Raw genomic sequence first — 14,974 nt, 5'->3', positions numbered from 1 at the left:
GAAGCCCAACCAAATAAGGAGAGATAACATGAAACCTTTCTCTAGTTATGAGAGAACATCACATTTTGATAAACTCACCCAAGAAGATTGGGATGTCCTCGTCATTGGCGGGGGAATTACCGGATCTGGAATTGCTCTCGATGCAGCCAGCCGTGGAATGAAAACTACAGTCGTGGAAATGCAGGACTACGCAGCTGGTACATCAAGCCGATCCACAAAATTAGTCCATGGCGGACTTCGTTACCTGAAAAATTTCGAAGTGAAAATGGTGGCTGAAGTAGGGAAAGAACGTGAAATCGTGTACGAAAATGGTCCTCATGTAACCACTCCAGAGTGGATGATGCTTCCATTCCACCAGGGAGGTAACTTCGGACCGTTCTCAACAAGCCTTGGGCTGCGTGTCTATGATTACCTGGCAGGGGTGAAAAAATCAGAACGCCGAACCATGTTCAGCCCGGAAGAAGCTTTGGAACGCGAACCACTTGTAAAAAAAGAAAACCTTAAAGGTGCCGGTTTCTATGTAGAATATAAAACCGATGATGCCCGTTTAACACTTGAAGTTATGAAAAAAGCAGTAGAGTATGGTGCAAACTCCATTAATTATGCTAAAGTGGTTGATTTTATTTATAATGAAGACGGAAAAATGGTCGGTGCAAAAATAGAAGATACTATCTCCGGCAAGCAGTATCATGTAAAAGCGAAAAAAATTATTAATGCTGGCGGCCCGTGGGTAGATGATCTTCGTGAAATTGACGGATCGAAAAAAGGAAAAACCCTTCAGCTAACAAAAGGAATTCACCTCGTATTCGATCAGTCTAAATTCCCTCTTAAACAGGCGATTTATTTCGATAGCCCGGATGGCCGAATGATCTTTGCAATTCCTCGTGATGGTAAGACTTATGTAGGTACAACTGATACGGAGTATTCTGATGAAATCTCTCATCCGACTATGACTGAAGATGATCGTGACTATGTGCTGAATGCGATATATGATATGTTTCCGACCGTTGATGTGACGGCGGAAGACGTAGAATCCAGCTGGGCAGGTGTGCGTCCATTAATCCATGAGGAAGGAAAAGATCCTTCAGAAATTTCCCGAAAAGATGAGATCTTCATTTCTGATTCCGGCCTGATTTCCATGGCGGGCGGAAAACTGACAGGTTACCGTAAAATGTCCCAACAGGCTATAGACTTGGTACGTGATCAATTGATGGAAGAATACGGAATTCTTTATTCAGAGTCTGAGACAAAGCATATGCCTATTTCCGGAGGCGAAGTAAATGGCTCTCAAGGATTTAAGCAATTTCTGAAAGAAAGAATTCAAATTGGAGAATCCATTGGACTTTCAGAAGAAACGGCTGAAAAACTTGTCCGTCTTTACGGATCCAATGTGGATGCTGTCTTCCATATTTATAAAAATCGTAAACAGGAAGCTCAGCAGGCGCAGCTGGACCCTGTGGTTTTTGCTCAGCTTGCATATGCACTGGAAGCTGAATTCACGTACAAACCGGTCGATTTCTTTGTGCGCAGGACGGCTGCTTTATTCTTTAATATCAACTGGGTTCATGAACACAAGGATGCGGTTATTAATTATATGGCAAAAGCCTTGAATTACACCGATGAACAAAAGCGCATCTACACGGAAGAATTAGATCAGCTTCTTAAAGAAGCAGTAGTCCCAATTGAATATGCATAAACTTTCGCAAAAAAAGCGTCCCGATTTCCGGGGCGCTTTTTTGTATGTACATTGGAAAAGAGAGAGGATATGATAAACTGTGATTAGGATACTTTTTCCAATGGCTCTATTAAAGTTAATTGTTGATTTTCATAAGAGGCTTATTACGCAATAGGGCCGTTTAGTCGAAGACTCAGTTTCGAGATATTTTGTAGAGGTAGGGGCTCCAGGGAACGACTCGCTTTCCGCGGGCATGTGGTGAGCTTCCTCAGGCTTCGCCTTCCGGGATCTCACCGATCATGTTCATCCCGCAGGAGTCTTCGCCGTTCCCTTCCGCCCCTTTGCGATCATGGAGAGCTCTAAGTTCTCTACATAAACACCTTCCACATCTATAATCCACCTTGGTTTTTACTGTTTGTTTACGTGTAGGAACCGTGTTATAGAAGCATTTGAGGCAGATAAAGCTTGGCTCCTGTCTTCTATAACAGGGTCCGTTACAAGAAATGGCTGGGTTGGTGGGGAAATGGCGAGACTCCCATGGGAGAAGGAACTAGGTGAGATCCCGCAGGGAGTGAAACGAGCGAGGAAGCTCACCGTTCCCCCATAGGAAAGCAAGTTATTTCCCCACCAACCCTCCTCTCTTTTCTAATAACGGGCCCAATTAGCTCGAAACTGAGTCTTCCAGAAACGGGAGCTTAACCTTAAGATCAACACGGAAGTTTAACAGACCCTTTCCAATAGTTAGTGTGAATTAGCATGAGAGGTGAAGTATATGACGAATGTTAAATCTCTGATCCGCCAGGACGGTCGGAGGCAGGTGATTACGGGAGGGTTGTTGCTTGCCGGAGGACTGTTTTTCTTACTAAGTATCCTTGCCTGGCAATTTGAAAGCTTTCCGCTGAGTCTTCTTTATGGATCTGTCTTCACATTCAGCGGATTCGCCTTACTAAAAACCGGACTCCGTGATATTGAAAAAGCTAAACAAACCGAAAACGATTTTACGGAAGATCTTACAGTAGAGACAGTTGAAAAACTTCCAGCCCGAATGTATATGGGACATAGTACGAAGAATGTTTTTCAGGCCACGTTATATGATATGGATGGAAAGGAATACGCTTATATTAAAGAAAAGCCCAGCTTCCTGCATAAGCTCACTTTTTTGGCTTATTATGGGTTCATTCTTTCTGCGGACTATCAAATGTACAACCAACATGGAGATTCCGTGTATCGCATAGAGAAGAAGGGAGGTTTCTCGTGGCGAGGTTATATCCAGCTTCCTAATGGTCACTATGTGGCTTACACAAAGGATAGTAAAGATAAGACCACGGGCAAGAGTCTATTCCGCTATGTAGAAAAAGACTATTGCAGGTGGAGTGCAGAAGGGGACCCTCAAATTGGACACTATAAAGTAAAAGATCATGAGGGGAACATCTGGGCGGTTATTAAACAGAATGCTATTCCTATAGAAGCAGCTGAACGCTTTGAAAGAATCAGTGGATATTTAATTGAGTGGAAGAGACGCGATGAGATTCCTCAATCTTTACTCGCTTTTTTGTTTCTTTTACAGTCACGACATAATCTATAAAGGAAGATACTCTGCTCATTTAGCAGGGTATTTTTTTGTTTTAATTTCCAAATATTTAAAGTAAACGTTAACGTAAATGGTATAGTGTAATTGTAAGAATTTTCAAACATAATAGGGAGGGGCATGGTTAAAGATTTAACGATTGCTGAAGTAGCAGAAAAATTTCAGGTGACCTTACGAACGATTCACTATTATGAAGAAATTGGCCTCGTTCATCCCCATCGTAAAAATGGACATAGACGATACAGTAGAAAAGACATAACACGATTAAGTCTTGTATTTTGTGGATAGAAGTATGGATTCCCATTCGAAGAAATAAAAACATGATTCAATTGATTGATCTTGAACCTTCGGGTGTACAGGAATTAGAGAGAACGATGAAGTATGGTCGCAGTAAACTGAGAGAAGTTGACTGACGATTATTGGAACTGGAGCAATTGAAGACTGAGATGAATTTATGGCTGCGCAAACTTGAAGAAGAATTAGGAAAAAGGAGAGGGGCACCTCTGTGAGCTGCCAAAAAACACTACAGGGAAACTAATAAATACTTAGCTTTGCGAACAAATTCATAACCGGTAGGAGGAAAACTGTGAATTTTTATGAGAGGGATTCAAACCTGCAGGCCATTTTAAAGGAACAATTGGACCCGCCATTATGGAAATGGGCCGATGAACAGCTGCAAGAGTTCGGCGGCTTATGCGCTGGGGAGATTGATAATCGGGCACGTCACACAGATCGTGATGGTCAGCCCAAGTTAATAAAATATAATAAGTACGGGGAAGACCAATCTGAAGTGTGGTTAAATGAAGGCTATAAAAAAACGATTGCGGAAACATATGGAGCAGGCATTGTAGGCTACATTCATAAAGACATACCAGAACTAGGACGTCCAGGGGGATATGTTTATTCCTTCGCTCAAGGTTACCTTCTTTCTCAGGCAGAGTCAGGGTTTTACTGTCCTGTTACGTTGACCATGGCTACTGCTTATTTAATCGAACATTACGCCTCTCCAACGTTAAAAGAGAAATATCTTCCTCACGTCCTATCTACAGGGGAAATGGAGTTGTATGAAGGAGCAACGTTTCTCACAGAAAGGCAGGGAGGATCTGATGTAGGAGCTAATGAAGTTAAAGCTTTTTCGGAAGAAGACTATTTCCTGATTTATGGGGAAAAATATTTTGCCAGTAATGCTGGCGCCTGCGGAATCGCGATGGTTCTTGCAAGGTTGGAAGATGCTCCTCCGGGGACGAAGGGACTCAGCTTATTTTTAGTTCCCTGGAAAAAAGAAAATGGGGAGCTTAATGGTATTCAAATTCGCAGACTGAAGGATAAACTTGGTGTTCGTGCTGTTCCATCTGCGGAGGTTGAATTCAGCGGAGCTGTAGGTTATCTGGTTGGAAAACCTGAACAAGGTTTTTATTATATGATGGAAGCATTAAATTTATCCCGAATATGCAATGCTGTAGCCTCTATCGGAATCATGAGACGCGCCTATACAGAATCTTTAGAGTATGCTTCTAAGCGGGAAGCCTTTAAGAACAGGCTGATTGATTTTCCGATGATTAAGGACACGCTGGTGCAACTGAAGGTAAAGCAGGAAATAGAAACGCGAGCGGTATTTGGTATGATCAGTGATTTTGAAGCGACAGCCTCAACCAAGAGCGCGGCTCCTTCTTCCGAAGAGGTGATGAACCGACTTAAAATTGCGATTTTAAAAAAAGAAACAGCCGAACAGGCGGTCGTATTTACCCATGCAGCGATTGAATTGCATGGTGGCAACGGATATATTGAAGACTTTGTGACGCCAAGACTGTTGCGAGATGCTCAAGTTCTCACAGTCTGGGAAGGCACAACTAACATCCTGGGGCTTGAAGTCCTGCGTCTGATAAATAAATTCGGTGCTCACTCCTTCTTTTATGAGGAAATAACCCAGCGTCTTGAGCGAGTGAAAGGATTCACTTCTCAAATAGAAGTGGTAAAAAAGGAAATCCTGACTTTGTCAGAGCAAGTCACAGAAGTTTTAAATCAACCATCTGATATTCAAACGTATTATAGTAAATCAATTGCTAGACAGATGGCACTGATCTATGAATCAGTCATCGCTCTTGAATCGGGAAATAAAGGTGGGGAAGAAGAAAAGGTGGCGGAACTTTATGTACACTTGGCTTTTGGAGAGGAACAAGTGACAGGAGATCCCTTGACGCTTCGCTACGCAGATGAGTTACTGGATTTATCGTCAGTCGTAGAATGAACAAGTAAAAAGCTCCTATTTAGGGGCTTTTTTTAATAGAGGTGTGAATGGGGAGTTGTTGGCCAAGATCTGAGGTAAAATGGGCTGTTTCCTGGAACAGGTGTACTGACGTCTTCTTCGGGGCAAGCCCCTCGGGAATTTCACGACTATATTTCTATAACAACCAAGTCTTGGACAGTTACTGATCCTTCTATTACCTCATAGTTTTTATATTTAGCTCCTGGTTGCGAAAGGTCGGTTTGGATTCTTCGTCGTGATGGTCCAGGAAAGCGAAACGTCCCCCGCAGGACATCTACCGTGAACCAATATCTTGAAATCGAGTCTTACAGTTTATGGCTCTATAGTTGAATAACATGCTTATGATAATCAACAATGAAATTTGCCATTGATTTGTCCGAGTTACTAAATGGATACAGGTTGATCCAACTACTTGCTCATAAAAACAAGAGTTCTCTATAAGCGGGTTTCCTTATACTTCTTTTCCTCTTAAATAAGACCGAAACTATTGTTTCTGCTATGATAGGAAGGGGAACATAAGGGAGAGATTGAGCATTGACGCTGTATCTTTATTTTGTTAGCATATTAGCAAGCTAAAGGATTTGTCGAAAGGAATGAATACCATTGGTTAAACGGTTAATGTTTGAAAAGCCACTGGGGATGCGCGACACGCTCCCTTTTTTTTATAATCAAAAGTCGAAAGCGAGAAGACAGTTATCAGAAGCCATCTTGTCATATGGCTACTCATTTATGGATACACCGCTTATGGAGTATCACGATACAGTAGGGAAAGTGAGTGCGACGCTGGATCAACAGTTATTCAAACTTTTGGATCAGCAAGGACATACACTTGTACTAAGGCCGGATATGACGGCACCGATTGCCCGTGTAGCCGCTTCACAGTTAAAAAACGGAGAGTTTCCACTTCGTCTGGCTTATGACGGTCCAGTTTTTCGTGCGCAGCAGGCCGAAGGGGGTAAACCTGCGCAATTTGAGCAAGTAGGAACAGAATTGATAGGTGACCACTCCTCTTATGGAGATGCGGAAGTGATTGCCCTGCTTGTTGATTCTCTTAAACAGACGGGCCTCGATAATTTTGTTATTACCGTTGGCCACATTGGTTATGTGAAAGCATTTTTCAGTGATCTTCTCGGAGATGATGAAGAAACGATGGAAACCCTGCTTCATTACTTATATAGAAAAAACTATGTTGGATTCAGAGAATGTGTGAAGTCACTCTCTATTTCTGAAGATAAAAAACAAGCTCTGCTAGAGCTTCTTTCACTTCGAGGAGGAGAAGAAATCTTTGAAGCCAGTCGTTCGCTCGCGCGTAATCAATCGTGTATGCAGGCGGTCAATGAATTGAAACAGCTCTACCGTTTATTAAAAGTAAACGGAGTAGAAGACTACATTCAATTTGACTTAAATCTAATCAGCCATATGGAATACTACACAGGTATTCTTTTTGAAGGGTATGCGCCTAATCTAGGTGCTTTGCTTTGTAACGGAGGACGTTATGACACGCTGCTTCCGTCTTTTGAATTGAATGCATCAGCTACAGGCTTTGCCATTCATTTAGAGCGCCTGGTAGAAGCGTTAAATGATTTAGAAGATCGGGACGAAAGAATCGGCATTATTGTAGACGATGATTCGTATGCAAAGGGGAAAAGAAAAGCAGATCAATACCGTAACGAAGGTTATGCTGTCCTTCTACAGCATGTAGATCAGATACCGGATCTCCCTGCTTTTTTCGCTCAATTAGCTAATACAATTGATTTTACACAGGTAGGAGGTGGTCAGAATGAGTAAACGTCTGACAATCGCGATGCCGAAAGGCCGGATATACGAAGAAGCAGCTGAGCTTATGAAAAGGGCGGGTTACGACTTAGGGGCAGATCTTGAAGAGTCCCGAAAGCTTATACTTGAATTCCCTGAGCAAAATATTCGTGTGATGATGGCAAAGCCGATGGACGTAGTCACTTATGTTGAATATGGTGCCGCTGATCTTGGAATTGCCGGGAAAGATGTACTTTTGGAACAGGATCGTGATGTCTATGAAGTCCTCGATTTAAAAATCAGCCCGTGTTACGTAGCCGTGGCAGGCGTGCCGAACCAGCCTCTCAGCCGGATTGCACCGAAGATTGCCACTAAATATCCAAAGGTGGCTTCCAATTATTTCCGTGAACAAGGCGAGCAGATTGAAATTATACCGCTTAATGGGTCGATTGAATTGGCGCCATTAATTGGGCTGGCCGACCGAATCGTGGATATCGTTTCTACAGGCAGAACCTTGAAAGAAAATGGTCTGGTGGAATATGAAAAGATTACTGATATCACCTCTCGCTTGATTGTAAATCCAGTCAGCTATCGTTTGAAGAGTGAAGAGATTGAGCACATGGTGACGAACCTCAGTGATGTCATGGAGGGGATAAAGTAATGAAAATCATTGGAAAAAGTGACGGTGTTTCGTTACGCCGCCGTGTAGAGCAAGGAACTGAGGAACAGAGAAAAACCGTTCAAGCGATTATTGATGATGTGAAAGCTCAAGGTGACCAGGCTGTCCTTAACTATACTGAACGTTTTGACGGGGTGAAGCTTGAACAGTACAAAGTTACACCGGAAGAGTTTGAAGAAGCATATGAATCGCTTGATGGCGAATTTGTAGAGATCTTACAAGAAGCAGCTGCCAATATACGTGCCTTTCACGAAAAACAGCGATCCACCTCCTGGTTTGATTCTTCAGAGGATGGTACAATTTTAGGTCAGAAAATCACTCCTATTGAAGCTGCAGGAGTGTATGTACCTGGAGGCACAGCAGCTTACCCGTCTTCTGTATTTATGAATGTGATTCCTGCTCAGGTGGCCGGAGTTGAGCGAATTGTGATGGTCACACCACCAGGAGAAAATGGCAAAGTCCCGGATGGTGTATTACTTGCTGCCCATATTCTTGGCATTGAGGACGTCTATAAAGCGGGTGGTGCTCAGGCAATTGCAGCACTCGCATATGGGACGGAGACCGTACCTGCAGTAGATAAAATTACTGGCCCGGGAAATGTATTTGTTGCACTTGCAAAAAGGGAAGTGTATGGAGATGTAGATATCGATATGATTGCCGGTCCCAGTGAAATTGCTATTTTGGCAGATGAAACGGCCCTTGCTTCTGAAGTAGCCGCTGATCTTCTGTCTCAGGCGGAGCACGATGCCCGTTCTTCAAGTGTTCTTGTAACAACGAGTCAGCAGCTTGCTGAACAGGTGCAGCAAGAAGTGAAGGACCAATTGAAGGATTTACCTCGTGCTGAGATTGCCCGTAAAAGTGTGGAGGATTACGGCATGATCCTCATATGCGATACGTGGAGCGAAGCTATTACTACAATAAATGAAATCGCCCCTGAACACTTGGAAATTGTTACAGATGATCCATTTCAGCACTTAGGCAAAATAAAAAACGCTGGTGCTATCTTCCTCGGACCTTACAGCAGCGAACCTGTCGGTGATTATTTTGCCGGTCCTAACCATGTACTTCCGACTAATGGAACGGCCCGTTTTTCCAGTCCTTTGAATGTAGACGATTTTCTTAAAAAATCGAGTGTTATTTCCTACAGTGAAGAGGCACTGAAGAAACATGGGGACAAGATTGCACGTTATGCCCGGCTGGAAGGGTTAGAAGCTCACGCAAGGGCAATTGATACACGGAAGGAGAGATGGAAATGACCAATGAAAGGCACGCTGAAATTGTACGTAAAACGGGAGAAACCAATATAGAACTTGGCATTTCCGTCGATGGTTCTGGTAAAGCAGATTTGGATGTGCAGGTTCCGTTTTTAGCTCATATGCTCGAGCTCTTTGCAAAGCATGGTCTGTTTAACCTTTCCGTTAAAGGACATGGAGATGTGGAAGTCGATGATCATCATTTAACGGAGGATATCGGTATTTGTCTGGGGCAGGCCTTCCGGGAAGCCCTGGGGGACAAATTTGGCATGAAAAGATATGGTTCCATGACTCTCCCTATGGATGAAACGCTTGTCACAGTAGCGGTGGATCTTAGTGACCGTCCACACCTGGAATGGAAAGCGGAGTTACCTAAAGACCGCCTCGGCACCTTTGATACGGAAAATGTACATGAGTTTTTTTGGAAATTTGCGGTTGAAGCCAGGATGAATCTCCATATCGTTCTGCACCATGGACATAATACGCACCATATTGTTGAAGCCATGTTTAAAGCTCTTGCTCGTGCGCTTGATGAAGCAACTCAAATTGATCCCCGTGTTCAAGGAGTGCCAAGTACGAAAGGAAGTTTATAAATGATAGGAATCATAGATTATGGAATGGGGAATTTATTCAGTGTTTCTAAAGCTTTAGAGCGTTTGGAAGTTCCTTATAAGTTTGGTGAACGGCCTGCTGAGATTGAGGACTGTGATGGTTATATTCTGCCTGGTGTTGGTGCTTTTCCGGATGCCATGAAGGCATTGGAAGAACATGGATTCGTTCCTTTTATAAAAGAAAAAGTCAAAGCTGGTGTGCCGATTTACGGAATTTGTTTAGGTATGCAGCTTTTATTTGAAGCCAGTGAGGAAGGCGGAGATACCGAAGGACTGGGCCTCTTTCCTGGCAAAATTGTTAGATTTCCAGGGGTGAATGAACAGGGGACCTCCTACAAAGTTCCCCATATGGGCTGGAATCAGATGAACCTACGTCAGCCGGAAGAGCCGCTGCTCGCCAATGTGAAAGTAGATTATGTTTATTTTGTCCACTCCTTTGTCGTGCAGACTCCTGATCGATCGATCCTCTATGCAACAGCCGATTATCACCTGGAAGTACCGGCCATCGTGGGCCGTAATAACCTGGTAGCGAGTCAGTTTCATCCTGAAAAAAGTGGGAGAGCCGGCATGCAGCTCTTGGAGAATTTTTGCAAAGTAATGGTCAAACAGTGAGGAGTTTTTGAGATGAGTTTTACAATCTATCCAGCAATTGATATGCGTAATGGCAAATGTGTACGCCTTGAGCAGGGAGACTTCGATAAGGAGACGGTTTACGGAGAAGACCCTTACGAAGTGGCCCGTGAGTTCTCTTCAAAAGGTGCTTCCTGGATTCATATGGTAGACCTTGACGGGGCAAAAGAAGGTTCAAGAAAAAATGCGGAGCACGTTCTTCGTGCAGCGAAGGAATTGTCTTCCCGCGTGCAAATAGGCGGAGGAATTCGCAGTGAGGAGGATGTACGTTTCTATTTGGACCAGGGAGTTGATCGAGTGATTATCGGTTCACTGGCTGTTCGTGATCCTGAATTAACAAAATCTCTTCTTAGAAGCTATGGAGACCGTATCGTAATCGGTCTCGATGCACGAGATGGCTATGTCTCGACAGCAGGATGGCTGGAAAGTTCACAAATCCAGGCAGTTGATTTAGGGCGTGAATTAGCCGAGGCAGGAGCAAGAACGTTTATATACACCGATATTGCTAAAGACGGGATGCTATCTGGACCTAACGTAAAAGAAATTGTCCGGTTAGCCGATGAGACAAAAGTCAATGTGATTGCTTCTGGAGGCATCCAGGGGCTGAGCGATTTAAAGATACTCAAAAATTACCAGAGCCGTCACGTCATTGGCTCCATTGTTGGGAAAGCTCTTTATACCGATCGTTTTACTCTTTCTGAAGCCCTTGAATTGGAGGAAAGCTAATGTTATCCAAACGAATTATTCCATGCCTGGACGTGAAGGAAGGACGAGTAGTGAAAGGGATTCAATTCGTCGATATTCGTGACGCCGGAGATCCAGTAGAGCTTGCAAAGGTTTATGACGAGCAAGGAGCGGATGAATTAGTTTTTCTAGACATCTCAGCAACTCATGAAGGAAAGAAAACTATGATTGATGTTGTTCGATCGGTAGCCTCAGAACTGGCTATTCCTTTTACAGTCGGCGGAGGAATCCGGACACTGGAAGATATTAAAGAAACTTTAAGAAACGGAGCTGATAAAGTTTCTTTAAATTCATCAGCGGTGAACAGGCCGGAACTGCTTACAGAAGGAGCGGACTATTTCGGCAGCCAATGTATCGTTGTGGCGATAGACGCACGTTTTGATGAAGAATGGGGAACGTGGCGCGTTTATACTCGGGGAGGGCGTACCCCTTCTGAATGGAAAGTGACCGAGTGGGCTGAAGAAGCAGTCCGGCGTGGAGCCGGAGAAATCCTCCTGACATCTATGAATAAAGATGGGGAAAAAACAGGTTTTGACCTTCCTTTATTGGAGGCAGTACAGGAAGTGGTCAGCGTACCGGTCATTGCTTCAGGCGGGGCTGGTTCGAGTGAGCATTTCTATGATGTATTTACTGAAGTCGATGCGGATGCCGCTTTAGCTGCTTCGATTTTCCATTATAAAGAAACGTCAGTTGCGAATGTTAAAGCTTATTTGAAAGAAAAAGGGGTTATCGTGAGATGAATGTAAATGATCTGAAATTCGATGAACAGGGGCTTATCCCTGCTATTGTGCAGGATGCGCGTTCAAAGGCTGTATTAACATTGGCCTATATGAATAAAGAATCGTTAGAAAAAACGTTGGAAATTGGGGAAACAGTTTTTTTTAGCCGCTCCCGACAAGAGTTATGGCACAAGGGGGAAACCTCCGGAAATACACAGAAACTAGAAAGTATACATTTCGACTGTGACCAGGATGCGTTACTCGTTCAAGTAGTTCCAAACGGACCAGCATGCCATAAAGGAGATTATAGCTGCTTTTCCGGATCATTGACAGATACGGAAGGATACGTAAAAGAGAATCGCTATCAAATTCTGGACCAGTTGCAAAGTACACTAGCTGAACGAAAATCTACTCTTCCGGAAGGTTCATATACAGCTAAATTATTCAGTGAAGGTGTAGACCGGATCGCCAAAAAAATTGGAGAAGAAGCCGGCGAAGTCATCATTGCCTCTAAAAATAATGATCCAGAGGAAATCGCCCTGGAATCAGCTGATCTGCTTTTCCACTTGCTTCTCATTCTGACTGATCGGGGAGTTTCGCTTGATGACGTACTGACAGTTCTGGAAGAACGGCACTCTTAAAAGTTACAGAATCTCCTATTTCATAACACGTTTCTATGTTATACTGCTTTATTAGTGAGATTTGTAACGGAAATAGGGGGACGCTCATGACGACATCACTAAATAGCACAGCTGCTCAAGAAAATACGAATATTATCCCTTTTCTGCCATCTGGAAACTTTTATTTCACCCATGGGATTCAGGCGTTTCAAAAGCGTCGTTTCAATGTGGCTGTAAAGTGGCTTAAAAAAGCAATAGAAGCAGCACCTGATGAACCACTTTATCCTTGCCAGCTTTCAGTGGTTTATACCGAAATTGGTTCATATCACGCGGCTAACCAGCTGCTTACGGAAGTATTGGCTCGGTTTGGAAAAGAATATGTGGATTGTTACTATTTAATGGCCAACAACTACGCTCATCTTGGCTTATTAAGTGATGCGAAAAAGTATGCAGAAACCTATCTTGAACAGTCAGAAGATGGAGAGTTTGAGGAAGCATCCCAGCAGCTTCTTGAAATGCTTGAGTCAGTGGATGAAGAAGAAGATGATGATGAGTGGGCTTTTGATGATGAAGATGATTTATTGATATATCAGGAGACCGCTTTCTATCATCTTGAACATGAAGAGTGGGAGCAGGCGTTAAGCTTATTACATGAAATGATGCAGCTCTTTCCTGACTTTCAGATGGCGAAGCACAAGTACGCTTATGCGCTGTTCATGAGCGGGAATCAACAGGAAGCTATCGATATTGAGCAAGAATGGTTGGAAAAAGAACCTGAAAATATACACAGCCATGTAAACCTGGCTGCTTTCCTTATTATGCAGGGGGACAGGGAAGAAGCTATGCATCATATTCATCTCCTACGCAATGTCTATCCTATGCATAGTCAGCAAAAATTAGCTGTCGCTGAGACGCTGGCAAGAGCAGGTTTTTACGCGGAAGCGGTGGAACGGTTCCAGAATTTGAGAGACCGTCAGGTTACGAGAAGACGAGTCTATTATAAATGGTACAGTATTTCGGTGTATCATACAGGTAATCCTTCGAAAGCTTTACAATTATGGGAAAAAGGGTGTCAGCAATTTCCGACATTGAGTAACGAAGAAGGGCCCTGGAAAGAGTACTAGTATAAAAAAAGAACCGTGCCATCACCTTGTTCTCAGGACTGCATGTCTTTATGGCGAAAATTGTAGGTTTATAGGGAAGAAGCGCACTGTGTCATAAGCACATTAATGGACGGTTTTTATTTGTTTTAATATGATATGAACATGAAATGAACAAAGGCATCAGGATACACACTGAAACAAGGAGCTGATAACGGATGACGGAAGATCGAATTTATGACGTTATTATCGCAGGGGCTGGTCCAGCAGGAATGACTGCAGCCGTTTATACTTCCCGAGCCAACCTTGATACTCTAATGCTTGAACGCGGAATCCCGGGCGGGCAGATGGCTAACACGGAAGATGTAGAGAACTACCCAGGCTACGAAAGCATTCTTGGACCAGATCTTTCTAATAAAATGTTTGATCACGCAAAGAAATTCGGAGCTGAGTATGCTTACGGAGATATTAAAGAAGTGATCGATGGAAAAGAGTACAAAACGATTAAAGCAGGCAAAAAAGAATATAAAGCACGCACAATCATTATTACGACAGGCGCTCAATATAAGGAGCTTGGTGTACCTGGAGAGAGAGAATTAGGCGGCCGTGGCGTATCCTACTGTGCAGTATGCGATGGCGCATTCTTTCGTGACAAGGAGCTTGTAGTTGTAGGTGGAGGGGATTCAGCCGTAGAAGAAGGCGTATATCTAACCCGCTTTGCAAGTAAAGTGACGATTGTACACCGCCGTGATGAGCTTCGCGCTCAAAAAATTCTTCAGGATCGTGCTTTCGATAATGACAAAATTGATTTCATATGGGACACCGTTGTTACATCCATTAACGAACAGGATGGCAAAGTAGGCAGTGTTACTCTTCACAATAAGAAAACAAACCAGGAGTATGAATTTAATACGAATGGTACATTCATTTATATAGGTCTTATTCCACTAAGTAAGCCCTTTGAAAGCCTCGGCGTCACCAATGAGCAAGGCTATATTGAAACGGATGAAAAAATGGAAACTAAAGTGCCGGGCGTGTTTGCTGCAGGGGATATCCGTGAAAAAGAACTGCGTCAAATTGTAACAGCTACAGGCGATGGCAGTATCGCTGCACAATCTGCTCAGCATTATATTGAGAACCTATTAGAAGAGCTGAAGATGGTCAATTAAAATTACTGCAAATTAACTATGCTGTAACACTTGTGAAACAAATATAAGTTATAATGTAGTTGATGAATGACCCCCTTCTAATAGATATCTCTATTAAACACAGGTGCTTATCACCTGTGTGTTTTTTTGTGCTTCGAATTATAATATTGTAGCTTCTGACATATT

General features: G+C 43.2%; 14 protein-coding genes. All 14 read left to right on the top strand.

The features are described from left to right. The first annotated feature begins 28 nt into the window (after positions 1-28). The 14 genes from ACTWPM_RS15635 to trxB all read left to right on the top strand — a co-directional run bounded on the left by ACTWPM_RS15635 (position 29) and on the right by trxB (position 14,809). Positions 29-1,696 (top strand): glycerol-3-phosphate dehydrogenase/oxidase, encoded by a 1,668-nt coding sequence (locus tag ACTWPM_RS15635; protein ID WP_443133953.1) that lies wholly within the window; start codon positions 29-31, stop codon positions 1,694-1,696. A gap of 751 nt (positions 1,697-2,447) precedes the next feature. Then, complete coding sequence (locus ACTWPM_RS15630; protein WP_443133952.1) at positions 2,448-3,260, top strand: hypothetical protein; 813 nt, start codon at positions 2,448-2,450, stop codon at positions 3,258-3,260. 123 nt (positions 3,261-3,383) lie between these two features. After that, the gene (locus ACTWPM_RS15625) at positions 3,384-3,551 is read left to right on the top strand and encodes a MerR family transcriptional regulator (RefSeq protein ID WP_443133951.1); all 168 of its coding nucleotides are present in this window, start codon (positions 3,384-3,386) and stop codon (positions 3,549-3,551) included. Between the two features lie 298 nt (positions 3,552-3,849). Further along, a complete protein-coding gene (locus ACTWPM_RS15620) occupies positions 3,850-5,511 on the top strand; it encodes an acyl-CoA dehydrogenase family protein (RefSeq protein WP_443133950.1) in 1,662 nt (553 codons plus the stop codon). Between the two features lie 621 nt (positions 5,512-6,132). Next, positions 6,133-7,317, top strand: coding sequence for an ATP phosphoribosyltransferase regulatory subunit (locus ACTWPM_RS15615; RefSeq protein WP_443133949.1), 1,185 nt, complete (start codon positions 6,133-6,135; stop codon positions 7,315-7,317). Beyond that, on the top strand, positions 7,310-7,945 hold the full coding sequence (gene hisG, locus ACTWPM_RS15610; protein ID WP_443133948.1) for an ATP phosphoribosyltransferase: 636 nt from the start codon (positions 7,310-7,312) through the stop codon (positions 7,943-7,945). The genes ACTWPM_RS15615 and hisG overlap by 8 nt, the downstream gene beginning before the upstream one ends. Further along, entirely contained in the window at positions 7,945-9,219 is a 1,275-nt protein-coding gene (gene hisD, locus ACTWPM_RS15605) for a histidinol dehydrogenase (RefSeq protein ID WP_443133947.1), read from the top strand. Before hisG ends, hisD begins: the two co-directional genes overlap by 1 nt. Then, entirely contained in the window at positions 9,216-9,809 is a 594-nt protein-coding gene (gene hisB / locus ACTWPM_RS15600) for an imidazoleglycerol-phosphate dehydratase HisB (RefSeq protein ID WP_443133946.1), read from the top strand. Before hisD ends, hisB begins: the two co-directional genes overlap by 4 nt. Next, positions 9,810-10,439: an imidazole glycerol phosphate synthase subunit HisH gene (gene hisH, locus ACTWPM_RS15595; protein ID WP_443133945.1), complete on the top strand. Its 630-nt coding sequence runs from the start codon at positions 9,810-9,812 to the stop codon at positions 10,437-10,439. It abuts the gene before it with no gap. A gap of 12 nt (positions 10,440-10,451) precedes the next feature. Then, on the top strand, positions 10,452-11,183 hold the full coding sequence (gene hisA, locus ACTWPM_RS15590) for a 1-(5-phosphoribosyl)-5-[(5-phosphoribosylamino)methylideneamino]imidazole-4-carboxamide isomerase (protein ID WP_443133944.1): 732 nt from the start codon (positions 10,452-10,454) through the stop codon (positions 11,181-11,183). Continuing rightward, the gene (hisF, locus tag ACTWPM_RS15585) at positions 11,183-11,941 is read left to right on the top strand and encodes an imidazole glycerol phosphate synthase subunit HisF (protein WP_443133943.1); all 759 of its coding nucleotides are present in this window, start codon (positions 11,183-11,185) and stop codon (positions 11,939-11,941) included. Before hisA ends, hisF begins: the two co-directional genes overlap by 1 nt. Further along, the gene (gene hisIE, locus ACTWPM_RS15580; protein ID WP_443133942.1) at positions 11,938-12,561 is read left to right on the top strand and encodes a bifunctional phosphoribosyl-AMP cyclohydrolase/phosphoribosyl-ATP diphosphatase HisIE; all 624 of its coding nucleotides are present in this window, start codon (positions 11,938-11,940) and stop codon (positions 12,559-12,561) included. The genes hisF and hisIE overlap by 4 nt, the downstream gene beginning before the upstream one ends. An 86-nt stretch (positions 12,562-12,647) precedes the next feature. Continuing rightward, positions 12,648-13,664: a tetratricopeptide repeat protein gene (locus tag ACTWPM_RS15575; RefSeq protein ID WP_443133941.1), complete on the top strand. Its 1,017-nt coding sequence runs from the start codon at positions 12,648-12,650 to the stop codon at positions 13,662-13,664. Between the two features lie 194 nt (positions 13,665-13,858). Continuing rightward, positions 13,859-14,809, top strand: coding sequence for a thioredoxin-disulfide reductase (gene trxB / locus ACTWPM_RS15570; RefSeq protein ID WP_443133940.1), 951 nt, complete (start codon positions 13,859-13,861; stop codon positions 14,807-14,809). Positions 14,810-14,974 lie beyond the last annotated feature (165 nt).

Origin of the sequence: Halobacillus sp. K22 (assembly GCF_052246795.1) — a bacterium.
Taxonomy (GTDB): Bacteria; Bacillota; Bacilli; order Bacillales; family Halobacillaceae; genus Halobacillus.
This window is presented reverse-complemented; position numbering and strand designations above follow the sequence as displayed.

Bases quoted from the DNA above. Each gene is read 5' to 3' on its own strand.
- hisA (WP_443133944.1), top strand. From the start codon at position 10,452: ATGAGTTTTACAATCTATCCAGCAATTGATATGCGTAATGGCAAATGT.
- trxB (WP_443133940.1), top strand. From the start codon at position 13,859: ATGACGGAAGATCGAATTTATGACGTTATTATCGCAGGGGCTGGTCCA.
- hisG (WP_443133948.1), top strand. From the start codon at position 7,310: ATGAGTAAACGTCTGACAATCGCGATGCCGAAAGGCCGGATATACGAA.
- hisF (WP_443133943.1), top strand. From the start codon at position 11,183: ATGTTATCCAAACGAATTATTCCATGCCTGGACGTGAAGGAAGGACGA.
- hisIE (WP_443133942.1), top strand. From the start codon at position 11,938: ATGAATGTAAATGATCTGAAATTCGATGAACAGGGGCTTATCCCTGCT.
- ACTWPM_RS15635 (WP_443133953.1), top strand. From the start codon at position 29: ATGAAACCTTTCTCTAGTTATGAGAGAACATCACATTTTGATAAACTC.
- ACTWPM_RS15630 (WP_443133952.1), top strand. From the start codon at position 2,448: ATGACGAATGTTAAATCTCTGATCCGCCAGGACGGTCGGAGGCAGGTG.
- ACTWPM_RS15625 (WP_443133951.1), top strand. From the start codon at position 3,384: ATGGTTAAAGATTTAACGATTGCTGAAGTAGCAGAAAAATTTCAGGTG.
- hisD (WP_443133947.1), top strand. From the start codon at position 7,945: ATGAAAATCATTGGAAAAAGTGACGGTGTTTCGTTACGCCGCCGTGTA.
- hisH (WP_443133945.1), top strand. From the start codon at position 9,810: ATGATAGGAATCATAGATTATGGAATGGGGAATTTATTCAGTGTTTCT.
- hisB (WP_443133946.1), top strand. From the start codon at position 9,216: ATGACCAATGAAAGGCACGCTGAAATTGTACGTAAAACGGGAGAAACC.
- ACTWPM_RS15575 (WP_443133941.1), top strand. From the start codon at position 12,648: ATGACGACATCACTAAATAGCACAGCTGCTCAAGAAAATACGAATATT.